The 24,343-nt window shown below is 64.7% G+C and carries 13 protein-coding genes; 8 read left to right on the top strand and 5 right to left on the bottom strand.

Going from position 1 to position 24,343, the window contains the following annotated elements; all coding sequences use genetic code 11:
• Positions 1-28 precede the first annotated feature (28 nt).
• The 4 genes from ruvA to DDQ68_RS13575 all read left to right on the top strand — a co-directional run bounded on the left by ruvA (position 29) and on the right by DDQ68_RS13575 (position 9,402).
• Entirely contained in the window at positions 29-634 is a 606-nt protein-coding gene (gene ruvA / locus DDQ68_RS13590) for a Holliday junction branch migration protein RuvA (protein ID WP_109656781.1), read from the top strand.
• 200 nt (positions 635-834) lie between these two features.
• Complete coding sequence (gene sov, locus DDQ68_RS13585; protein WP_109656780.1) at positions 835-8,403, top strand: T9SS outer membrane translocon Sov/SprA; 7,569 nt, start codon at positions 835-837, stop codon at positions 8,401-8,403.
• 177 nt (positions 8,404-8,580) lie between these two features.
• Complete coding sequence (gene gcvH / locus DDQ68_RS13580) at positions 8,581-8,961, top strand: glycine cleavage system protein GcvH (protein WP_109656779.1); 381 nt, start codon at positions 8,581-8,583, stop codon at positions 8,959-8,961.
• 24 nt (positions 8,962-8,985) lie between these two features.
• Positions 8,986-9,402 (top strand): VanZ family protein, encoded by a 417-nt coding sequence (locus DDQ68_RS13575; RefSeq protein WP_109656778.1) that lies wholly within the window; start codon positions 8,986-8,988, stop codon positions 9,400-9,402.
• Positions 9,403-9,586: 184 nt separating this feature from the next.
• Here the strand turns inward: DDQ68_RS13575 and DDQ68_RS13570 are convergent, their stop codons facing one another.
• Both DDQ68_RS13570 and DDQ68_RS13565 read right to left on the bottom strand, forming a co-directional pair.
• Positions 9,587-10,135 (bottom strand): hypothetical protein, encoded by a 549-nt coding sequence (locus DDQ68_RS13570; RefSeq protein ID WP_162550103.1) that lies wholly within the window; start codon positions 10,133-10,135, stop codon positions 9,587-9,589.
• Between the two features lie 351 nt (positions 10,136-10,486).
• On the bottom strand, positions 10,487-11,386 hold the full coding sequence (locus DDQ68_RS13565) for a YicC/YloC family endoribonuclease (RefSeq protein ID WP_109656776.1): 900 nt from the start codon (positions 11,384-11,386) through the stop codon (positions 10,487-10,489).
• 219 nt (positions 11,387-11,605) lie between these two features.
• On the opposite strand from DDQ68_RS13565, the gene DDQ68_RS13560 reads away from it, so the two are divergent.
• The 4 genes from DDQ68_RS13560 to DDQ68_RS13545 all read left to right on the top strand — a co-directional run bounded on the left by DDQ68_RS13560 (position 11,606) and on the right by DDQ68_RS13545 (position 20,542).
• A complete protein-coding gene (locus tag DDQ68_RS13560) occupies positions 11,606-15,031 on the top strand; it encodes a TonB-dependent receptor (RefSeq protein ID WP_109656775.1) in 3,426 nt (1,141 codons plus the stop codon).
• Positions 15,032-15,174: 143 nt separating this feature from the next.
• Positions 15,175-16,374, top strand: a complete 1,200-nt coding sequence (locus tag DDQ68_RS13555) for a glycosyltransferase (RefSeq protein ID WP_109656774.1) — start codon at positions 15,175-15,177, stop codon at positions 16,372-16,374.
• Between the two features lie 279 nt (positions 16,375-16,653).
• Positions 16,654-19,134, top strand: coding sequence for a TonB-dependent siderophore receptor (locus DDQ68_RS13550; protein ID WP_109656773.1), 2,481 nt, complete (start codon positions 16,654-16,656; stop codon positions 19,132-19,134).
• 103 nt (positions 19,135-19,237) lie between these two features.
• Positions 19,238-20,542, top strand: a complete 1,305-nt coding sequence (locus DDQ68_RS13545; protein WP_109656772.1) for a PepSY-associated TM helix domain-containing protein — start codon at positions 19,238-19,240, stop codon at positions 20,540-20,542.
• Positions 20,543-20,778: 236 nt separating this feature from the next.
• On the opposite strand, the gene DDQ68_RS13540 is transcribed toward DDQ68_RS13545, so the two are convergent.
• From DDQ68_RS13540 to DDQ68_RS22910, 3 genes are all read right to left on the bottom strand, one after another.
• The gene (locus DDQ68_RS13540) at positions 20,779-21,018 is read right to left on the bottom strand and encodes a T9SS type B sorting domain-containing protein (RefSeq protein ID WP_162550102.1); all 240 of its coding nucleotides are present in this window, start codon (positions 21,016-21,018) and stop codon (positions 20,779-20,781) included.
• Positions 21,019-21,102: 84 nt separating this feature from the next.
• Entirely contained in the window at positions 21,103-22,398 is a 1,296-nt protein-coding gene (locus DDQ68_RS13535) for a hypothetical protein (protein ID WP_162550101.1), read from the bottom strand.
• The gene (locus DDQ68_RS22910; RefSeq protein WP_162550100.1) at positions 22,343-24,310 is read right to left on the bottom strand and encodes a DUF7948 domain-containing protein; all 1,968 of its coding nucleotides are present in this window, start codon (positions 24,308-24,310) and stop codon (positions 22,343-22,345) included. Before DDQ68_RS22910 ends, DDQ68_RS13535 begins: the two co-directional genes overlap by 56 nt.
• Positions 24,311-24,343 lie beyond the last annotated feature (33 nt).

The raw sequence follows: 24,343 nt of genomic DNA, 5'->3' as shown, positions 1-24,343 counted from the left end.
GGGCCTTCCTTTCCAAATTACGGTTTTTATGATTGCTTACCTCGACGGCAAGCTGGCCTACAAAGACGCCACGCAGGCCATCATGGACCTGGGCGGCGTGGGCTACGAAGTCCGGATTTCGCTGGCCACGTTTTCGAAGCTGCCGGCCGAAGGGGCCCCGGCCAAGATTTACACCTACCAGCACATCAAGGAAGACGGCCAAACGCTGTACGGCTTCCTCGACCCGGCCGAAAAGGCGCTGTTCATGCTCCTGATTTCGGTGTCGGGCATCGGGCCGGGTACGGGCATTGTGATGGTGAGCAGTATGAGCGTGGGTGAAATCCGCGAGGCCATCGTGCACGAAGACGTGCAGACCATCCAGAGCATCAAGGGCGTGGGGCCCAAAACGGCCCAGCGCGTCATCCTGGAGCTAAAGGACAAGCTGCGCAAAGACGAGCTGCTGGCCAAGGCCGGCGTGGACACCGTGCCGCTGGCCCGCCAGCACAATACCCAGCGCGCCGAAGCGTTGCAGGCCCTGGTAACCCTGGGCTTTGCCCGGGCTACTGCCGAGAAGAACCTGGACCAAATTGCCCAAAAGCACGGCCCCGGCCTGACGGTGGAGGAAATGATTAAGTTTGCTTTGAAGTCGCACTAGGCCTTGGCGGGAAGTATTTGGCGGGGCCCCGCCAAAGCAACCCTCTCGGCCGGCGAGGTGCTCGTTGGATAATTACTCTTGTGCGCGCTGGGGTTGCGGGGGCCGTTTTGGCGGGCCCGGGCCCCCGGCGCGCGGCCGCTGCCCAACCTTTATTCTGCTTGAAACCCGGTCGTAAATTACTCTCTCCGTCGGTAGTTGTGATGGCGTCGTTGCTGGCGTGGTGGGCCCAGGCCGGCCCGCTGGCGCGGCGCCCTGCCCACGCGTGGCCCTTGGCTTCCAGCGCCTTGGCGGTGGCCGATGCCGCTCGCTACGCGCCGGCCGATACCGTGTACAAGCCCAGCCGCCGGCCGCGGGTGGGGGCGCGCGACCGGCCGGGCAGCCCCCTGGGCCAGCAGCGGCGCGAGTCGCCGCTGGTGCTGCCCCTGCCCCCCAACGTGAAGCTGAAGGTGGCCGTGGACGACAGCCTGCGCAACTTCGACGTGCAGGAAAAAGTGGGCGAGGCCATTGACTACCGCGACCCGAGCCGGCTCACGTACAAAGAATACGAACAGTTTCAGCAGCGCCAGGCCATCCGCAACTACTACCGCGAGCGGGCCCGGGGCGGCATCACGGGGCCGGCCGTGGCGGCGGGTACGCCGCAGGCCCAGCGCCTAATTCCGAAGATTGACCTGGGGCCCGTAGGCGACCGGATTTTTGGCGGGCGCTACGTGGATATCCGGCCGGCGGGCGCGGTCAGCATCAAGGCGGGGGCAAAGTTCAACGTGAACGAAAACCCGGCCCTGACCCTGCGCCAGCAGCGGGTGGGCGACTTCATCTTCGACCAGAGCATGAACATCAACCTGACCGGGCAGGTCGGGACGAAGCTCAAACTGGCGTTCAACTACGATACCAAGGCCTCGTTCGACTTCGACAACCAGATGAAGTTCGACTACTCGGGGCAGGAAACCGACATCATCCGCAAAATTGACCTGGGCAACGTGAGCCTGCCGCTGGGCAACTCGCTGGTGCAGGGCGGCCAAAACCTGTTCGGGGCCAAGGCCCAGCTGCAATTTGGGCGGCTGGGCGTGACGGCCGTGGCCGCCACCGTGCGCGGCACCGCCGACGAGGTGCGGGTGCAGAACGGAGCCCAGAGCCGGCAGTTCGAGCTGAAGGCCAGCCAGTACGAGAAGGACAAGCACTTTTTCCTGTCGCACTACTTCCGCGAGCGCTACGACCAGGCCCTGCGCAACCTGCCCACCATCCAGAGCGGCGTGCAGGTGACGCAGCTGGAAGTGTACGTGACCAACGACAACCGCACCACCGCCAGCCTGCGCAACGTGGTGGCCCTGATGGATATTGCCGAGCCGCTGCGCTTCTACCGCCAGCGGTTCCTTGACCCCAGCCGCAACGCCACGGGGCGCACGCCAGCCGAAAACAAGGCCAACCTGGAGTACGCCGCCCTGGTGAGCGGCGGGGCCCAGGCCCGCAACGACCTCACGGCCGACTCGTACCTGGCCGGCCTGGGCCTGGCCAAAAACCTGGATTACGAGCGGGTGCGGGCCCGCAAGCTCGACCCCAACGAGTACACCTTCAACGCCGAGCTGGGCTACGTGTCGCTGAACACGACCCTGCTGCCCGACCAGGCCCTGGGCGTGAGCTACTCCTACATCTACAACGGGCGCACCTACAAGGTGGGCGAAACCGTGCAGGACTACGGCACGGTGAGCGCCGACCAGGTGATTTTCCTCAAGCTGCTGCGCGCCACCAACCCCGGCATCGGCACGCTGCCCACGGCCCGGCCCGACCCGCTGGTGCCCCCGGGGCCCCCCACGCGCAACACGCCGACCTGGGACCTAATGATGAAAAACGTGTATTCGCTGAATACCACGCAGCTCAACCGCGATAATTTCCAGCTCCAGATTATTTACAAAGACGACGTGACGGGCGTCGACCTGATTTCGCTCAAGGAAGGGGCGAAGATTCAGAACACCCCCCTGATTCAGGTGCTGGGCTTGGACCGGGTGAACCCCAACAACGACCGCAACCCGGACGGCAACTTCGACTTTTTCCCGGGCGTCACCGTCAACCCCGAGCTGGGCCGCATCATTTTCCCCAGCGTGCAGCCCTTCGGCGACTACCTGCGGGCGCAGTTCGATACCACCGGCGTGACCCCGGGCGCGAACGCGGCCAACGAGCGCGCGCTGCTCCAGAAATACGTGTACAACGAGCTGTACACCCAAACCCAGAGCGATGCCCAGCAGCGCCAGGAAAAGGACAAGTTTTACCTGCGCGGCCGCTACCAGGGCACCACCACCGACGAGATTAGTCTGCCGGGTATTGGCGTGGCGCAGGGCTCGGTGCGGGTATTTTCGGGCTCGACGCTGCTCACGGAAGGCACCGATTACCAGGTGTTTTACGACCAGGCGAAGGTGAAAATCCTGAACCCGTCGTACCTGGCCTCGGCCAACGAGCTGCGCATCACCTTCGAGAAAAACGCCTTGGTGCAGGTGCAGCCGCGCCGCCTGGTGGGCACGCGCTTCGACTACCGCATGAACCGGGACGTGACGCTGGGCGGCACGGCGTTGTACTTGCTCGAAAACCAGGCCCCCGGCATCAACCGCGTGAACATCGGCGACGAGCCGGCCAACAACAGCATCGTGGGCGTCGATGGCAGCATCCGCAAGGACAGCCGGGTGCTGACCAAGCTGCTCGACCGGCTGCCGTTTTACTCGACCAAGGAGATTTCGACCTTTGCCTTCAGCGGCGAGTTTGCCAAGCTGCTGGCCGGCAAGTCGCAGCTGGGCAGCGGCGAGAACGGCACCAGCTACGTCGACGACTTTGAGAACGCCCGCACGCCCTACACCCTGGGGGGCCTCACGGCCATTCCGGCCTGGCGCCTGGCCACCACGCCGGCCACCATCTCGCGGGCCACCGACCTAAGCGTGAACTACCAGCGCGCCAAGCTAGCTTGGTACACCGTGGACCAGACCTACTACACCGGGGGCCCCAGCGTGCCGGCCAACATCGCCGGCGACTTATCGCTCAGTAACCACTATACCCGCGGCATTCCGCGCAACGAGGTGTTCCCGAACAAGGACCTGGGCGCCACCGGCAACGGCTACGAGTACACCTTCGACATGGCCTACTTCCCCGGCGAGCGGGGGCCCTACAACTACACGCCCAACATCCAGACCGACGGCCAGCACTTCGCCGACAATACCGGGGCCAACCTGCCTGAAAACCGCTTCGGCGGTATTTCGCGGGGCATTACGTTCGACACCGACTTCGACAACGCCAACATCGAATACCTGGAGTTCTGGATGCTGGACCCGTTTCTGCCCGGCACCAACGGTAAGGTGAACGACTCCAGCAACCCGCCCACTAACAATACCAGCGGCGGCCGGCTGGTCATCAACCTCGGCAATGTGAGCGAAGATTTGCTGCGCGACAGCAACCAGCACGAGTTTGAGAACGGCCTGCCCACGCCCGACCTGACGGACACGACCGGCCTGGCCCGGCGCACCATCTGGGGCCGGGTGGGCAAGGTGCCGTTCCTGACCGATGCGTTTTCGGCCGCGCCGGGGGCCCGGGCTGTGCAGGACGTGGGCCTCGATGGGCTGAACGACGTGGCCGAGCAGGCCCTCGTGGCGCAGGCGGGCAGCAATATTGCGGGCATTTACAGCTCGTTTGCCGACCCGGCCGCCGACGACTTCCGCTACCACCTCGACGGCTTTTACGACGCCAACAACGTCAAAATCCTGGGCCGCTACAAGAACTACAACGGCTACGAGGGCAACTCGCCCGAGGGCAGCCAGGCCACGTCCACGGCCTACCCCGATAAGGAGGACCTGAACCGTGACAACGTGATTCAGGACGTGGAGCAGTACCACGAGTACAGCATTCCGCTGGGGCCCAATGGCAGCACCACCGCCCTGAACGTGGGCCAGAACTACATCATCGACAAGGTGACGACGCCGCCCATTACCGGCAGCGGCGGCGAGTCGGTAACGTGGTACCAGTTCCGCATCCCCATCCGCGACCCCAACCAGCGCATTGTAATGAACGGCGCGACCAGCACCACGGATTTCGGCTACAAGTCCATCCGCTTCATCCGCATGTACATGACCGGCTGGCAGCAGCCGGTGGTGCTGCGCCTGGTGCAGCCGCAGTTCGTGGCCAACCAGTGGCGCCGCTACAACTACCCCATCGCGCAGGCCCAGAGCAACTTGCCGGTCAACATCACTACCGACGCGCGGGCCTTCAGCATCTCCACGGTGAGCGTGGAGGAAAACGGGCAGTCGGCCACGCCCGGCGCCATTCCGTACGTGACGCCGCCCAACATCATCCGCGACACCGAGTACGGCAGCTCGGCCGTGGCGCGGGTGCAGAACGAGCAGAGCCTGCGCCTGTCGGTGACGGGCCTCAGCGACGGCTACGCCAAAGCGGCCTACAAAAACCTGACCGTGAACATGCTGCGCTATAAGCGCCTGCGCATGTACCTGCACGCTGACTCCGACGACCCGAACATTAAAGACGGTGACGTGCGCGGTTTCGTGCGCATCGGCACCGACTACACCCAGAACTACTACGAGTACTCAGTGCCGCTGGTGGTGACCCGGGCCGGCCAAACTACGCAGTCCGACGTGTGGCCCGTGGCCAACAATATCGACGTGGCGTTTCAGGACTTCATCGATGCCAAGTCGCTGCGCAACAAGCAGTCGCCGCCCAATTACCTGGTACCCTTCACCGTGACGCTGCCCAGCGGGGCTACCGTGACGGTGGTGGGCAACCCCGACTTTTCGACCGTGCAGGGCTGCATGATTGGCATTCTGAACCCGACCTCGGCCGATGTGGGCGCTAAGAGCGTGAGCATGTGGGCCGATGAGTTGCGGGTGTACGACTTTGAGCAGCAGGCCGGCTACGCCGCCAACGCCCGGATGAACGTGAAGCTGGCCGACCTGGCCACCGTGACGGCCACCGGCAGCTTCACCAGCATCGGCTTCGGCGGCTTGCAGGACAAGGTGCAGCAACGCTCGCTCGACGACGTGCTGCGCGGCGACCTGAACGCCGTGGTGGCCGCCGACAAGCTGCTGCCCGCCCAGCTGCACCTGCGCGTGCCGGTGCTGCTGCAAGTAGGCGCCGAGCGCCGGGCCCCCGAGTACGACCCCCTCGACCCCGACACCAAGCTGCGCCAGAGCCTGGAGAAATTTACCGATGCCAACGCCCGCGCCGATTACAGCAAGAAGGTGATTGACATGACCACCACCCGCAGCCTCTCGCTGCTGAACGTGCGCAAGGAGCGGGTGGTGGCCGCCCCGCCCATCGGCGGGGGCCCCGCCGCGCCGCCGCGCCAGCCCAAGCCCTGGGACATTGAGAACATTGCCCTCAGCTACTCCATCGCCGAGCGCCAGCACTCCGACGTGCGCACCGCCAGCGACTACTCCCGCTCGTTTCAGGCGGCGGCGGCCTACACCTTCCAAACCACGCCCAAAAACTACATGCCCTTCGCTCAGGTAAAGGTCCTGAGCAACCCCTACCTGAAGTTCTTGCAGCAGGTGAACTTCACGCCGCTGCCCTCGCGCTTCGCCTTCCGCATCGACCTGGACCGGCGCTACAACGAGCGGTTTTTGCAGCGCGTGGTGAACCCCGGCGAGGTGCCCAGCACGTTCGGCATCCCCGGCGTGTACCAGAAGTCGTTCTACATCAACCGTATCTACGACCTGAGCTGGGCCCTGACCAAGGCCCTGACCATCGACTACACCGCCACCAACCGCGGCGTGATTGACGAGGGCGTGGGCCGTTCCATCGGCACCAGCCAGGAGGCCCTCAACAACCGCACGCTCATCCGCCAAAACCTGCTGACCGGGGGCCGCACCACCAACTTCTTCCAGAAAATCGCGGCCACCTACCGCCTGCCGCTCGACAAGTTTCCGCTCACCGACTGGCTGAGTTCTGACGTGCGCTACGCGGCCAACTACACCTGGCAGGCGGCCTCCACGGCCCTGCGTTCGCCCAATCCGAAACTTTTATCGAACGGCACCGCCGACCCCACCGACACGACCACCGTGGCCCTGGCGCTGGGCAACACTATCCAGAACAACGCCGAAATCAGCGCCAACGGCCGCATCGATTTGGTAAAGCTCTACAACAAGGTGCGGTTCCTGAATATCATTAACAACGCCCCGCCGCCGGCCCCGCGCCCCGCGCCGCCCGCCCCCGGGGCCCCCGACGCCGCTGGCACCCGCCCTAAGCCCGACGCCGCCGCCCCCCGCGACACCACCCCCGTGCTGGTGCGGGCCGTGAAGGCCGTGCTGCGCTCGCTGATGACGGCCCGCTCGCTCAACTTCACCTACGCCCGCTCCAGCGGCACGCTGCTACCCGGCTACCTGCCCGGCACCACGGCCTTCGGCCTCACCGACTACCGGAAATCCGGTATCTTGGCTCCGGGCATCCCGTTCGTCATCGGCAAGCAGTACGACCTGCGCGACCTCTACGACTACGCCAACCGCAACGGCTGGTACACCGGCAGCAGCGAGTACCTGAACACCCCGTTTAGCAGCCTGCTGACCGAAAACCTGACCCTGCGTACCACCCTGGAGCCGTTCCGCGACTTCCTCATCCAGGTGGATGCGCGCCGGCAGAAGGTACAAAATAGCGAAGCCTACTACCGCAACCAGCTTGATACGCTGAGCCTGCTGGCCGCCCGCGATCCGGCGGGCAACAAGATTCTGGACCCGAAGCTAGCCCAGTCCCTCACGTCGGGCTCGTTCAGTACCAGCACCATCACTATCAACACGCTGTTCAACGACCTGAGCGCCAACGGGGAGGTGTCCAAAGCTTTTGCGCGGTTCGTAGACAACCGTGGCCCCATCCAGGCCCGGCTGCAAGCGGCGGCCGATGCGCAGAACACGGGCCTGAACACGCCGCTGAGGGCCTATAGCTACAACTCGCAAGACGTGCTCATCCCGGCCTTTATCGACGCCTACCACGGCCGGTCGTCGAACAGCTACCAGGCCAAGAAATTCAACCTCTTTGACCAACTGCCCCTGCCCAACTGGAACATTGGCTACAACGGCCTCTCGCAGCTGCCGTTTTTCCGCGACTACTTCGCCTCCTTTACCCTCAACCACGCCTATAATTCGAGCTACAACGTGGGCTCTTACACGTCCTCCACACTCTACACCAACAACGACCTGGACTTCCCTAACCGCGCTAGCGCCACCGGGCAGTACATCCCGTACTACGTCATCGGGCAGGTGAGCATCGTGGAGCACCTGGCCCCGCTGATTGGGGTGAACTTCCAGACCCTGAACAAGGTAACCGGCCGCGTGGAGTACCGCACCGACCGCCTGCTGAGCCTGAACACCACCAACGCCCAGGTGACGGAGCTGCACACCACGGCCCTGGTAATAGGATTCGGCTACGTTACCGCCGGCCTGAAGCTGCCCTTCCGGGTGGGCGGCGAGCAGCGGGTGCTGAAAAACACGCTCAACGTGAAGCTCGACCTGAGCATCAACGACAACACCACCATTCAGCGCAGCATCGTGAATAACGTGGACCCCGCCAACGCCACCCTGCTCACCCCCGCCAGCGTAGGCACGCCCAGCAGCCAGATTGTGAACGGCGCGCGCACGTTCCAGCTGCGCCCCACCGTCGATTACCTGCTCAACACCCGCCTCAACCTCCAGTTCTACTACACCCAAACCATCACCACGCCCCGCGTCAGCAATGCCTTCCGCAACGCCACTACAGAAGGCGGCCTACTGCTGCGCTACAGTCTGACGCAGTGATGATTATGAATTATGGGTTATGAATTATGAGTTGATTGTAGTTAAAATGAGGGCGGAAGACGGGCGGGCTACGCCTGCCGGCTCTACTTTTGAGAGCAGATTGCGTGCTTACTGCTGCAAAGCCCCGGGGCCCATCGCTCCAACTCATAATTCATAACTCACAATTCATACCTAAAGATGACCCTGCCCACCACCCTGCACTACACCAAAGACCACGAATGGATTCGCGTGGAAGGCGACGTGGCCATCGTTGGCATCACCGACCACGCACAGCGCGAGCTGGGCGACATCGTGTACGTCGACATTGACACCGTTGACAAGGACGTGGCCCAGCACGATGTGTTCGGCACCGTGGAAGCCGTGAAAACGGTGTCCGACCTGTTCAGCCCCATCACCGGCACCGTGCTGGAGGTGAACTCCAAGCTGGCCGACGCCCCCGAGACCGTGAACTCGGACCCCTACGGCGACGGCTGGATGGTGAAAATCGCCATTGCCAACCCCGCCGAGCTCGAAGGCCTGCTCAGCGCCGAGGCCTACGGCGAGCTGGTGGGCGCTTAGGGCCCCCCAGTCCCTCCGCTACTGATGCCGACTCCGTTGCCGCCGGCCCGCCGGCCCTACGCCGCGCTGCCCTTGCTGTGGGCCGCGTTCATGCTGCTGCTCACCCTCACGCCGGCCCGCGATATGCCCGTTACGCCCGTCTGGGAGCTGCTTTCCTTCGACACAGCCGCCCACGCGGGCGTGTTTGGGGTGCTGGCCGCCCTCAGCTGGTTTTCGCTGCGGCGGCAGCGCCGCTGGCCGGTGCTGGCCCAGCAGGCCACCGCGGTGGTACTGGCCGGCTGCGTCGCCTTCGGGGCCCTCATCGAAGTGCTGCAATACCTCATGGCCCAGGGCCGCCACGCCGAATGGTCGGACCTGCTCGGCGACAGCATCGGGGCCCTGCTGGCCCTGGTGCTGGCCGCCGTGCTGGCCCGTCGCCGCCCGGTCGCCGCCTGGGTATAGCCGGTTTAGGCAAGTCCCAACTGTAGAACGGAATGGTACTCCGTTCTGCGTTCGCTCGGAAGTGGAGTGCCACTCCGTTCTGCAATTGCTCAACACGAATCAGGAAGGATTCTGGGTAATAACGCAAAAAGCCCCTCTGCTAATGGCAGAGGGGCTTTTTGCGTTTAGCGCGAAGGCGGGCGGGTTATTTGCCGGCTTCGGTGTTGGCTTTTACTGAGAGCATGATTTGTTTGGCTACGGGCTCCCACTCGGGCTTCTGGCGGTCGGCGCAGTTGAAGGTGCAGATCATTAGCTTGCCCTGCACGTCGGTGAAGAACACCAGTGTGTACACCTGGTGGCCCATTTCGGGCTTCATGAACTCGAGGTAGCCCACCTTGTGGTTGTTGATGTTTTTTACGCCGTCGCCGAACCAGGTAGCGTCTTTGTACTGCTTGTGGTAGGTTTTGGCAAACGTGGCTGCGTACACGTCCACCATGTCCTGGTCCGCCTCGTTGTCGGAGTAGTTGAAGGCCAGGCTCACCAGGTTGTTGTTGGTGAAAATGACGCTGGGGCGGCTCTGCGCCTTGGCGTAGTTAAAGTCCATTTGCTGCTCGCTCATCACCTCGAAGCCCTTGGGGATGAGGATTTCCACCCGTTCGCTGAGCACGTGTTTTTTTATCAACTCGATTTCGGACGCGGGCCGGGCCGCCATCAAAAAGAGGCCCAGGAAGCAGAGTAAAAGTGTGGATTTCATGGGACTGGGGGTTCGGGTGGAGTTACGGAGGGGAGCGGGCGGGGATGAAATATAAAAGCCCTTGCGTAAAATTACCAAATCCTGGTAAAACAAAAAATGCCCGATTTGCCCGCCCCGCCCCGGGGGTCCAAAAACCGCTTACCCGCACAGTGCAAGCTATTTAACTAAATATGGCCAATTTGCTTGAATAAAGCCTATTACGTTTTAAATCATCATTTAAAAGCAACAATAAACAACGGTTTATTGCCAGTGATTAATATGTTGAATATGCATTATTTACCTTGAATAATGCAAGTATATTTTTACGATTTAACAATCGCTTAACCGACTTCGGCGTCGGCCGGTGCGGGCCTAGAGAATGTTGTTCAATTGTTCCTTTATTTTCTCCAATTCTTCCTTCATGCCCACTACCAGGTGCTGCACGGTGGCGTCGTTGGCCTTTGAGCCGATGGTGTTGATTTCGCGGCCGATTTCCTGGGCCAGGAAGGCGAGCTTTTTGCCCACGGCCTCGTCGGGCTGGTGGGCGGCCTGCTCGAAGTAGGCGAGGTGGGCAGCGAGGCGCACCTTCTCCTCGGCAATGTCGAGCTTCTCTATATAGTACAGCACCTCCTGCTCGAAGCGGGTGGCGTTGAACTGCTCGTGGCTGGTGAGTTCGGCCAGGTGGCCCTGCAAGCGCTGGCGCACGTGGGCAATGCGGGCGGGGTCGTGCAGCTCAACGGCGGCCAGTTGCTGGCGGATGGTGGCCACGTAGCCCAGAATCTCGGCCGTGAGCGTGGCGCCCTCGTCGCGCCGGAACTGCTGGAGGGCCCCCAGGGCCTCGTGCAGCAGCGGCTGGAGCTCGGCCCACGGCACGTCGTCGGCCACGGGTTCGGCGTCGCGGGCGTCGGCGGCGCTGGGCACCACGCCGGGCAGGCGCAGGGCGGCGAGCAGGGTCTCCTCGCCGGCGCGCAGGCCCAGGCCCTCGGCCACGGCGCGCAGCTCGTGGAAGGCGGCCACCAGGGCTTCCTTGTTAAGCGTGGCGGCGGCGCGGGCGGCGGTGGGCCGCACGAAGTCGAGGGCGAGGTTGACCTTGCCGCGGAGCAGTTCCTTGGTGATGGTGTTGCGGATTTCGAGCTCGTGCGGCAGCAGGAAGCGCGGCAGGCGCAGGGTGAGGTCGAGGGTTTTGGAGTTGAGCGATTTGAGCTCAACGGTGGCGGCGTAGGCGTCGGTTTCGCGGTGGGCCTGGCCGTAGCCGGTCATGGAAATAAGCATGGGGAGGGGTGCAGTGCGGGTGGGCCGGGGCCCCGGGGGCCGGCGGGTGGGCCGCAAAGATCGGTACGGCTGGGGCCCCGGCGGCGACCCAGTAGGGCCCCGGCCAATGTTACCATTAGATGAAGGCTATGTTAATAACACAACGATTAAGCAACATGGATTCCTGAAATTGGCCAAATGCGGGCCGGAACTTTGTGCCCGAAACCAACCCCGCATTTTATGCTCCCCAACCGTACTGTTTTCTTTCGTGGCCTGCTGCTCGTGCTCCTGGCCTGGACGACGACTGCCCGCGCGCAGGTAACCACCTCAGCCATAAGCGGCAAGGTGACCTCCGACAAGGGCGAAGACCTGATTGGTGTGACGGTGGTGGCCACCAACGTGCCCACCGGTACCAAGCGCGGCACCGGCACCGAGCCCGACGGCCGCTTCAGCATCCCGAACCTGGCCCCCGGCGGGCCCTACAGCGTGACGGTGACCTACGTGGGCTACAAGGAGCAGACCATCGGCGGCGTGTTCCTGACCCTGGGCAACACCACCCGCCTGAATGTGGTGCTGGTGACCGAAGCCCAGCAGCTGAACGAAGTAGTGGTGGTGGGCAACACGGAGGTCACCAAAACCGGCGCCGGCACCAACGTAGGCCGCGCGGCCATCCAGCAGCTGCCCACCATTTCGCGTAGCATCCAGGACTTCACGCGCCTCGACCCGCGCGCCTCAAACGGCTCGTTTGCCGGCACCTCGTTCCGCTACAATAACATCACCCTCGACGGGGCCGTGAACAACGACGCTATCGGCTTCTCGCCCTCGCTGGGCGGGCAGGGCGGTACCAGCGGCCTGCCCGGCAGCTCGGCCCGCGCCAACCCCATCTCGCTCGACGCCATCCAGGAAATCCAGGCCCAGGTGGCCCCCTTCGATGTGAAGCTGGGCAACTTCACCGGCGGCTCCATCAACGCCGTGACCCGCTCGGGCACCAACGACTTCCACGGCTCGGTGTACGGCTACGGCCGCAACCAGGGTATCACGGGCCGCAGCATCGACGGGGCCGATACCAAAATTGGCTCGGCCTACCACGACTACCAGACAGGCGTGCGCCTCGGGGGGGCCATCATCAAAAATAAGCTGTTCTTCTTCGGCAACTACGAAATTGCCCGCCGCAACGAGCCTCAGTTTTACGCGGCCGGCGCGCCCGGCTCGCCGGTGTCCATCGGCCTGGCCCAGGACATCACCAGCAAGCTGCAAAACACCTATGGCTACAACGTGGGCGCGTACGGCGATTACAACATTTACGCCAACAGCAACAAGCTGTTTGGCCGCCTCGACTGGAACGTGGACGATAAAACCAGCATCACGCTGCGCCACAACTACGTGAAGTCGGAAGCCACCAACCTGGAGCGCTCCAACAGCTTGTTCAAGTTTGGCTCGCAGGACTTTGTGCAGAACAACCTGCAAAACTCGACGGTGCTGGAAGTGAAGTCGAACTTCACCAACAAGCTCTCCAACAACCTGATTCTGGGCTACACCAACATCCACGACTACCGCTCGCTGCTGGGCGGGCAGGCCAGCGTGTTCCCGGCGGTGCAAATCAACAACGTGGGCCTGAACGCCAACAACGGCTACCTGGGCTCGAACCAGATTTTGCTGGGCTCCGACCGCGAGGCGAGCATCTTCAACACCCGCACGAAGACCTTCGAAATCACCGACAACCTGACCTACTACACCGGGGCCCACGCCCTGACGCTGGGCACCCACAACGAGTTGTACAAGGTTGACTACGGCTTCATCAACTCCTGGAACGGCCGCATTGAGTACAACAACGTGGCCCAGTTCCTGAACGACCAGCCGAGCCGCATCCGCGGCACTTACAACATTGCCGACAATACCTACGCCAACAACTACAACAACCCCTCGGCTTCGTTCAACATCAATTTGTACTCGGCCTACTTGCAGGACGAGTGGACGGTGAGCGACCGGTTGAAGATTTCGCCCGGCATCCGTTTCGACCTGACCTCGCTGCCCACCCCGCCGGTGCTGAATACGGCCCTGGTGAACGTTGGTGCCGTGACCGCCAATGGCGTGACGAGCACCAACGACAGCCGCACCCTGAATCAGACCTACCAACACACGAATTGGGCGGACCTGAATAATCAGTTGCTGGGCAAAGTGCAGTTCTCGCCGCGCCTGGGCTTCAACTTCGACGCCAAGGGTGACCAGAGCGTGGTGGTGCGCGGCGGCTCGGGCCTCTTTTCGGGCCGCATTCCATTCGCTTGGCTGGGCTACGCCTACTACAACAACGCAACGAATTACAACTCGGTGGATTTGAACAACATCCAGCCTAGTGCTGGCTCCACCACGGGCCCCAAGTACCTGCTCAACCAGGACCCGAACCAGATTTATGCCCAACTGCCTGCTTCGGCCCGGAGCACGACAGAGCTGAATATCATCGATCCCAACTTCAAGATGCCGCAGGTGTGGCGCTCGTCGCTGGCCCTCGACCTGAAGCTGCCCGGCGGCGTACGCGCCTCGGTAGAAGGCCTCTACACGAAGGTGTTGCAGGACGTGAAGTTTGAGAACATCAACCTGGTGGACAACGCTACCTACTTCGCCCAGGGCCCGACCCAGACGCCTCGCTACACGGGCTTCCCTTTCCCGACCAACCCGATTCCGGCTGGCAACACCACGCCGGTCTCTACGACCAAGGTGAACAACGGCTTCTCGAACGCCTTTTTCCTGACCAACACCCAGCAGGGTTACCGCTACCAGCTCACGGGCTCGCTAGGCAAAACGTTTGCCAACGTGTTTGATGCCAACGTGGCTTACACCTACGGCCAGAGCAAGGACATCAGCAACGGTATCCGCAACTCGCCCCAGAGCAACTGGGAGTTGAACCCCGCCCAGAACGTGAACAACCCCGGCCTGGCTTACTCCAACTTCGACCTGCGCCACCGCGTGGTGAGCTCCCTGAACCTGCACCACAACATCGGCGACCGGTTCACGGCCTACGCCACCGCGGTGCTGACCTTCGCCAGCGGCTCGCCGTTCACTTACGTCTACAATACCAACCCTGGCAGCTTCTTCGGCAACGGCCAGCAGAACGTACAGCTGGCCTACATCCCCGGCTCGGCCGCTGACATTACGCTGGTCTCGCGCGCCAACTCGTCGATGCCCTACACCATCGAAGCCTCCGGGGCCCAGTATGCGGCCCTGAGCAGCTTCATCGACAACGACCCGTACCTGAAAACCCGCCGCGGCTCGTATGCTGAGCGCAACGGCGCCCGCACCCCCTGGAACGACCAGGCCGACGTGCGCTTCATGCTGGAAGCCCGCCTGGGCAACCTCTCGCCCAACGCCGCCGGCGTGGTAGCTGCCGGTCACAGCATCCAGATTTCGTTCGACGTGGTGAACGTGGGCAACATGTTGAACAAGAACTGGGGCCGCCAGTACTTCGTGCCGAACACCTTCAACTCAACGCTCGGCACCGGCCTCTCGCAGGTGGCCTTCGCCGACGCCGCCGGTAATATTTCAACTACCTACAGTGCCGGCACTTTCAACCGCCCGGCTTTCACCTACAACGGTTCGCCAGCCACTTACGCCATCGACCAGCTGGCCTCGCGCTGGCAGGGGCAGCTGGGCCTGCGCTACTCGTTCTAAGCCGTTCTTCCAGGTTGCCGCGGCGGACTTGACCGCTCCGCCTGGCCCAAAAGCAAAGCCCGCCCGCAACGGCGGGCTTTACTTTTGGGGCCCCGGCTGCGCTTGGCCGGGGCCCCCGCGCGTTAGTTTCTTTGGTCTTCCCGATGAGAATTCTGCACCTGCCCAAGTGGTACCCGCACCGCTACGACGATCAGGATGGCGACTTTATTGAGCGGCACGTGGCGGCCATTGCGGCGGCGGCCGGCCCGGGGGCGCAGCTGGCGGTGGTGTTTGCCGCCGTGGCGCGGGGGCCCCTGGCTAGTTTTATTGAGGAAGACATTGACCTGGCGGGTCCCGTGCCCACCTGGCGCTACTACTACCGCGCCCGCCCCACCGGCTGGGGCCCCCTCGACCAGCTGCTGAAGCTGGGCCTGTGGCTGGCCTGCCAGCGGCGCGGCTACCGGGCCGTGCGCCGCCACTGGGGCGGCGCGGGCCCCGACCTGGTGCACGCCCACGTGCTGCTGCGCACGGGCCTGGCCGCGTGGTGGCTGAAGGCGCGCCGCGGCATCCCGTACCTCATCACCGAGCACTGGACGCTGTACCTGCCGGCGCGGGTGGCGCAGGTGGGCTGGTGGCGGCGGCTGCTCACGCGGGCGGTGGTGCGGCGGGCGGCGGCCCTGCACGCCGTATCGCAGGTGCTGGCCGACGCGTTAGGGGCCCTGGGTGCCCGCGCCATGCGCACGGCCGTTATCGCCAACGTGGTGGACGCCAATTTGTTCCGGCCTGTGGCGGCCGGCGCCGACGACCCCGACCAGGCCCGCCGTCTGCTGCACGTGGCCGCCCACCACGATCGGGTGAAAAACCTCTCGGGCGTACTGCGGGTAGTAGCCGCCCTGCGCCCGGCCTGGCCCGGCCTGCGTCTGCGGGTGGCCGGCTACGGCCCCGACGAGGCCACCCTGCGCCGCTACGCCGCCGAGCTGGGCCTGCTGGCCGACGGCACGGTGGTATTTCTAGGCAAGCTGCCACACGCCGCTGTGGCGGCCGAAATGGCACAGGCCACGGCCCTTGTCTCGTTCAGTCGGGCCGAAACCTTTGGCGTGGTGCTGCTCGAAGCCCGGGCTTGCGGACGGCCGGTGGTGGCTACCCGCATGGGCAGCGTGCCCGAGCTGTTTGCGCCCGAAGGCGCCTTTGGCCTGTTGGTAGCGCCCGACGACGAGGCTGCCCTGGCCAGGGCCCTGGCCGAAGTACTGGCCCACCCCGAGCAGTTCGACGGGGCCCGCCTGCGGGCCGACGCCGCGGCCCGGTGCAGCCCCGCCGCCGTGGGTGCGGCCTTCTGGGCCCTGTACGCGGAGGTGGTTTCTTAGCTGCTGGCTGAAGCTTTTGAGTCGGAGCTGGCTGATGAGCTGGCTGCCGAAACGGTAGCGATGAGGCAGAGCGCTAACCTTATTTGGTATTATTCTAAATAAAAAAGAAACTCCGTGGGCAGCTCTTTTTTATGCGTATAAAGCTTTACTTCAAATGTATACATAAAAATTATTCACTAAGAAGGAAGGCAGGTTCGCTCGTCAGCTTCAGGATTTATTTGGAATTAGTCTAAACTCAGCTTGACCTTTGCGTTACGTTGAACGATTCTAAATAAGACGATGCGCGACCTCTACGTTTCTCTGCTGCTTATCTGCGCCGCTCTGCCGGCTGTTGGCCAGACGCTGCCTGTCCCTACCCCCGCCCCCGCTGCCGCCAACCGCACGCACCAGCGCACGGGCACCATCAAGGGCACCGTCCGCACCAGCGATGGGAAGCCGGCGGCGTTCGTGAGCGCGGGCATCCCGGAGTTGGGCAAGGGCGCCAATACGGCGGCGGACGGCTCGTTTCAGATTGCTGGCGTCGCGCCGGGGCCCCACGTGCTGCAAGTGTCTTGCGTGGGCTGCCTGCCGCAGCAGCAAACGGTGGCGGTGGTGGCCGGCGAAACCACCCGCACCGACTTCACCCTGACGGAAAACGCGGCGCAGCTCCAGGAAATAATCGTGACCGGCTCCCGCGTCATCAACCGCCCGGCCTCGGCCAGCAAGGCCGGCCTCGCGCCCCTCGACCTGCCCCAAAGCATTGGCGTCGTGAGCAGTGCCGTGATTGCCGACCAGCAGGTGAACCGCCTCGGCGACGCGCTGCGCAACGTGAGCGGCGTATCGCTCACGCAGCAGCGCGGCGGGGTGGCCGAAACGTTTTCGGCGCGTGGCTACAGCATCGGCGTGGGCGGGGCGGGCGGCAGCATTTTCAAAAACGGGCTGCTGTCCAATACCCAGGGCTTCCCCGATGCCAGTACCCTGGAGTCGGTAGAGGTGCTGAAGGGCGCGGCGGCGCTGCTCTACGGCAACGTGTCGGGCGGCCTGATTATCAACATGGTCACCAAGAAGCCGCGCTACGTATGGGGCGGCTCGGTGGAGATGCGCGCCGGCAGCTACGGCTTTTATAAGCCGATTGTGGACGTGTACGGGCCGCTGACCAAAAAACTGGCGTTCCGGGTGGTGGGCACCTACGAAAACGCCAAAAGCTACCGCGACGTGGTGACGCAGAAGCGCTTCTACGTTAACCCCTCGCTGCTCTACAAATTCAGCGACAAAACCGAGCTGCTGGTGCAGGGCGATTACCTGCGCTCCGACATTACGCCCGACGCGGGGGTGGGCGTCGTCAACCTGAACGCGGAGCCGCAATTCCTGCCCACCACGCCGCGCGCGCGCTTCATCAACACGAATTGGGCCTACAACGTGACCGACCAGGCCAGCGGCTCGGCGGTGCTCACGCACCGCTTTTCGGAGCAGTGGCGGCTGAGCGCCATTGCGGGGGTGCAGGATACCCGCGTGCGCGGCTTCGGGGCGGCGGTGCCCAACAACGCCATTGCCGCCAACGGCGACTACACCCGCAGCCTGAGCGCCGTGGGCACCAGCGAGCGCGACTACAACGGCCAGCTGAACCTGAACGGCAAGTTTGCCTCCGGGCCCCTGCGCCACCAGCTGCTGGTGGGCGGCGACGCGCTGCGCATTAGCACCACCAGCGCGGCCTTTAAGTACCAGAACGCCAATGGAAAAATCGGCACGGCCTACGACGTTATTAACATTCTCGACCGCGCGAAATACGCGGAGCGCACCGACGTGCCGGCCGTGCTGGACACGGCGCGCACCACCTCGCCTTCGTACCGCTTCGGGGCCTACGTGCAGGATTTAATCACGCTCACGCCCCGGCTCAAGGTGCTGGCCGGCGTGCGCTACTCGTACCAGAACACGCAGCAAACCAGCATCTTCAACCAGGACAAGCAGCGGGAGCGCGGCGGCCCGGCGGCCAATAAGGTTGACAAGGCCTTTTCGCCCAAAGCGGCGCTGATTTACCAGCCGCTGCCCCTGCTGTCGGTCTACGGCAGCTACGCCAACAACTTCATTGTCAACACGGGCACGGATATTTACCTGCAAAACCTGTCGCCCTCGCTGGTGAACCAGTACGAGGCCGGCGTGAAGAGCGAGCTGCTGGGCAGCCGCCTGTTTGCCAACCTGAGCGTGTACCGCTACCGCAACAACAACTTCGCCCAAATCGCACCGCTGGACCAGTACGGCCAGCCCAACGGCAACACCAACCTGCGGGAGCTGAGCGGCGAAACCACCAGCGACGGCGTGGACCTGGACGTGAGCGGCAGCTTCTCGCAAAACTTCTACTTCAACGCGGGCTACGCCCACAATTTCATGCGCTACACCAATGCGGGCACCGCCAAGGGCAGCCCCGTCAACGGCGAGCGCCTGACCAACAACCCCGCCAACACCGCTAACGCCGCCATTTTCTACACCTTCGACCGGCCCGGCCTGCGCGGCCTAAAAATCGGGGCATCAGCTTTCTACACCGGCCAGCGCCTGGGCGGCAACAACAATACCGTGGGCCAGGACGGCGGCTTCAACCGCACCATCGCCCTGGGCGGCTTCACCACGCTGGACCTCTCGGCCGGCTACGCCTACCAGCACTTCTCCATTCTGGCCAAGCTTTCCAACGTCACCAACGAGCTGAATTACCTGGTGCACGACCGCTACAGCATCAACCCCATCCCGCCCCGCCAGTTCCTGGCCACGGTGGGCTACCACTTCTAGGGCGGCGAATGCGGGCGCTCCGTCGACGCATTCCACCTGTCTGTCCTTAATCAGTTGAGCTACCGGCCTGGCTGGTGGGTTATTTACTGAAAAGCCGTCTTCTATGAAAGTGTTTTTCCGCCGCATTCACTTGTACCTCGGGCTGGCTTCGGGGCTTTTCCTGGTAATGGTGTGCCTCACGGGCTCGTTGCTGGTGTTTGAGCAGGAGCTGGAGCACCTCTGGCACCCCGCGCGCTACTACGTGGCGGCGGCCGGGGCCCCCCGCCTGCTGCTGGCCCAGCTCACCGCCGCCGTGCAGGCCGCCAAGCCCAAAGCCCAGGTCAGTAGCTTCAAAATATACGCCGACCCCACCCGCACCGTGGAGGTGAACCTGGCCGGCGGCGGCGGCGAGAATGGCGGCAAAGGAGCGGGCAGCGGCGCAGCGGCCGGCCAGGGCCCCCGCGGCGGGCAAGAACAAGGCGAAGGCCGGGCCGAGGGCCGCAACCCCGCCGAAGCCCAGGGCCCCAAAAGTGGGGCCCCCACGGGGCCCGGGGGGCCCAGCGGCCGCGGGGGTAAGGGCCACAATAACGGCCCGCGCCTCTTCGTGAACCCCTACACGGGAGCCATTACGGGCGAAGTGAAGACCCAGGATTCGTTCTTCCACTTCGTCGAGCAGATTCATCGGGGGCTGGTGGCGGGCCGGGTGGGCAAGCTCGTGATGGGCATTAACGCCATCATTTTCCTCTTTATCCTAGGCACGGGCATTGTGCTGTGGTGGTCATCTGCCCGCAAGGCCCTCACCGCGCGCCTGACGGTGAAGTGGGGCAGCAGCTGGAAGCGCCTCAACCACGATTTCCATATTGTGTTGGGCTTCTATACCTCTGTTTTTCTGTTTATTATGGCCATCACCGGCGTGGGCATGTCGTTCGATTGGGTGGGCAACACCATCAACACCCTCACGCACTCGCCCCGGCAGCGCCCCGAACCGCCCACCTCCACCGTGCCGGCCGAAACGGGTGCCACCTTCGGGGCCGACGCGGCCCTGGCGGCGGCGCGCCGGCAAGCCCCCGGGGCCCTAACCTATGCCGTGCAGCTGCCCAAAGAGCCCACCGGCAGCCTCCAGGTTGGCATTCTGCGCCCCGGGGCCCTCACCGAGCGGGCCACCGACGACGTGTACTTCGACCAATACTCGGGCCGGGTGCTGCGCCAAGCCCCCTACGCCCAGCAGCCGCTGGGGCTGCGCATCCAGGGGCTGCTCAAGCCGGTGCACACGGGTGCCATTTTCGGCTGGCCCACCAAGGTGCTGGCCTTCATCATCGTGCTGCTGGGGGCCACGTTCCCCGTTTCCGGCACCCTCCTGTGGCTGAACCGCACGCGCAAATCCAAGAAGAAAAGCCAGCCCCGTGACTTGGCCGTGGAGGCAGGGTAGGGCCCCCAGCTTAGGAGCAGCTCGGGTCATCCGGCTAACAAAGTGAATAGCGAAAACGTCGTAGGGTGCGGGGCTTGCCCCCGCCCGCTATTGCACGGAATCGTTGAAACGGTGCGAACGACGGGCGGTGGCAAGCCCCGCGCCCTACGGCACGATGAGCATTAACGCCTGTTAGATAAATGCTTAGGTACCGATTATCCACGGTTTCCCGAGGCCAGTTGGCCCGGCTGGGGGCCCTAGCGCACCACTTGCACCCAGCCTTTTACCTGGCGGTCGTTGGCGTCGCGCAGCAGGTAGTAGTAGAGGCCGGCGGGCAGGCCCTCGGCCGCCCAGTTGTTGTGGTAGTCGGCGGTGGCGTACACCTCCTGGCCCCAGCGCGAAAACACCTTCAGACTGGCCGGACGACAGGTAAAGCGCGGCTGAAAGGTAGCGTTCAGCTGGTCGTCGTTGGCGGTAATGACGTTGGGTATGAACACGTCGCCTACTTCCAGCGGCGCAAACTGCGTGACGACTTCGCACCCCGCGTAGCGCGCTGTGAGCTTGATGCGGTAGGTGCCGGCCTACGCGTAGCGGTGCGTGGGCGCGGCCTCGGTGCTGAATGGGCTGCCGTCGCCGAAGTCCCAGCTATAAGTGCCGCCGGCCAGCAGCGGCGTCATCGGGCAGTCAAACGGCGCGAGGCCGGCATACTGGGGCGTGGCGGCGCACACGGGCAGGTTCAGGGGCACGTCGCTGAGATTGGCGGGGGCCAGGATGACGCGGCGGGTGGCGGTGGTCTGGCAAACGCCCTGCGCCACGGTGTAGGTCAGCTCGAATGCACCGCCCCGGTTCTGGGTATTGGGCGGGGTGAAGAGGCCGCCGGGGCTCACGCCCGTGCCGCTCCAGGTGCCCCCGGCCGGGTTGGCACGCAGCTGAAAGGGCCGCAGCTGGTCGGCGCACAGCGTAGTGTCGGGGCTCACCAGCACTTGCACGGGACTACTGACGACCACCTGCTGGGTAGCCGCGCCGCAGGCCAACGAGTCGGCCACGGTGTAGGTGAGGGTGTGGGTGCCCGCGCCCGCTACCTGGGGCGAAAACGTGTTGCCCGTCACGCCCGGCCCGCTGAAGATGCCGCCGGCCGGTGTGCCCACCAGCACCACGGCCGGGCTGCTCACGCACCGGGGCCCTACCGCCGCGAAGGCCGGTACCGTAGCCGGCGCCACTTGGTAGCGCACCCGCAGCGTGGCCTGGCAAATGCCGGTGGTGGTCACCTTATAAGTCAGCACGAACGCGCCGGGGCCCGCCGCGCTGGGTACGAGCTGGTAGCTCCCGCTGGCGGTTCGCTGCACGCCCGGGCCGCTCCACACGCCGCCGGCGGGGGTACCGTCCAGGGCCACCGGTGCGGCGCTGGCGCATAGGGCACGCCGGGGCCCCGCGTCGGCTACTTCGGGCTGGAAGTCCATCTTGAAGGCAGCGTTATTGCAGTTCGCGCTGCCGTTGCGGCTGGTGTAGGTATTGGCGCCGGGTGGCACCGGAAACCCCTGGGTGCCGCCGCAGCCGCCGCACACGGCCTGGTACACAATGCCACGCTTGTCGAAGCGCGACGTGCCGCCATCCACGTGCTCGCCCCGGCCGCCCGCCTCGCCGAAGTATGTGGCGTAGTCGAGCCCCACCATGCCGGGCAAGAACTCAGCCAGGTAAAAATCGGAGCCGTCGGTGGTGCGCTGGGCCGCGTCGGCCGTCACGGGCAGGCCGCGGGTACTGCCGCCCAGGTTGTCGGCGTTGATGTCGCCGCCCCAGCCGCTCACGTAGATGCGCTCACAATCATCGACAAGGAACGCCGTAGGCACCAGGTTGATGCCCGAGCCTGACCCAAACACGGTGCTGTACAGGCTGGCCGTAAGGTCGGCGTTTAGCTTCTGGATGAACTGCCCGCTGCCCGCTGCCCGGGTTGGCGTACAGGCCGGCCGTAACGGGGAAAGCACCGCCCAGTGTTTGGCCCAGCAAGTAGGCGTTGCCGGCCGCGTCGAGCTGTAGAAACTGCGCCTGGTCGTAGCCGGCCGTGCCCACGTAGGTGGCCCGCTCCAGGGTGCGGCCGTCGGCGCTGATACGGGCCGCGAAGCCGTCGACGCCGCCCGGCCGGGCCACGCGGTAGGCCCCGGCAGTGGTGGGGAAGTTGGGGCTGGTGGTGCCGCCGCTCACGTACACCCGTCCCTGGTCGTCGCGCTGCACCGAGTACACGGCGTCGGCGCCGCTGCCGCCCAGTAGGCCGGCCCAGGTCACGGCGCCCAGGTCGGGGGGCAGCTTGCACACCACGCCGTCGGAGGTGCCGCCGCGGTACGTATCGTTGAAGCCCGCGCCCAGGCCGGGGAAGTTGGGAGAGTTGGTGTTGGCCGCCACGTACACGTTGCCGTCCCCATCGAGCAGTACGTCGCTGCGGAAGGCCTCGCCGTAGTTGGCCGCCAGGCGCTGGGTGGCGGCTACGCGTGGGTCGGGGTCGAGCACGCCGTCGTTGCCGCTGCCGCCCAGGTAGGTGCCGGCCAGCAGCGTGCCGCCGTCGGCGCTGAGGCGCGCCACGAACAGGTCGGCCCCGTTGGCCAGAATTTCGGTGGCGTCGCCGCCCTGGAAGGGTTCGATGGCCGTGCCCCCGCCGAAGCGTCGGCTCAGGGCTCCCGTGGTGGTAGGGAAGTTGGGCGAGCCGGTGCTGCCCAGCACCACCAGTTCGCCCAAGGCGTTGGTGACCAGACTGTGCGGGAATTCGGTGCCGCTGCCGCCCAGGTACGTGGCCCAGACACGCGCGGCTGCGCCGGTTACCTGGGTGTTGTATTTGATGAGCGCCACGTCGCACAGGGCCCCAAACGTGGTTTGGAACGCGCCCCGCGTAATCGGATAGCCGGGCCCGAAGGCAATGCCGCCCGAATACAGGTTGCCCGCCGGCCCGTAGGTGGCCGTGAAGCCCCAGTTGTCGTCGGTGGCGCCGGTGAAGCTCGAAAACACCACCTTCGGGTCAATAACCAAAGTGCGTGTCTGGTCGTAGGGCCCCAGTGCAAAGCGTACCGTGCTGCCGCTCAGGGCAAAGCGGCAGGTCACGGGCTGGCGGCGGCCTTGGGCGTCAGTTTGCCAGGCCTGGGGGGCCAGTTCCGTTACGCGGCCCACGGCGGTGGTAATGGCCAGGTCGCCGGTGGTGGCGTCGAGAGCTATGGCCTGCGCGCCTTCGTAGCGCAGAACCACGTGGGCGGCGGCGGCGCCGGGGGCCAGGGCGAAGTCGTACTCGAGCTGCTGGCCCGCGTTTTCATACACCGCCGCGTCGATGCCCGGCCACAGCCCGGCGTACTGCACCCGCCGGAAGCTGCCCACGCCCCGGGCCCAGCGCCGCGCGTCAGCGCCCTGCAAGTAGTTGCGCACCTCGCCTGTGGGCTCCGTGGCTACCGGGTGCGCCCGCCGGCTGGCCCCTTTGAAGTGCACGGTGTAGGCGTGGGCCGCCACTTGGTCGCCGGGCAGGGTGGGGGCAGTTTCGGCCGGGGCCCCGTGGTGGCGGGGCAGCGCGGCGGGGTCGACAAACAAGTAGGTGAGGCCCGCGTTTTCGAGAAACAACCGGCCGCCGGGTAGCGCCGCCGCGTAGCGGGCGCGGGCGTCCCACTGGCCCTTGTTTTCGATGAATTCGAGGGTGGCCGGTCTGGGGGCCGACCGGGGCGCCACGGCCGAGCGCGGCGCGGCGGCCAGCGGGATAGAAGCCAGGGCAGCGGCCCCCAGCAGCAGGGCCCAGCAGCGCATAAAGTAGCGTTGTTTCATAGCGAGGGGGGAGCGGGCCGGGCAGCGCGGCGC

Origin of the sequence: Hymenobacter nivis (assembly GCF_003149515.1) — a bacterium.
Taxonomy (GTDB): Bacteria; Bacteroidota; Bacteroidia; order Cytophagales; family Hymenobacteraceae; genus Hymenobacter; species Hymenobacter nivis.
This window is presented reverse-complemented; position numbering and strand designations above follow the sequence as displayed.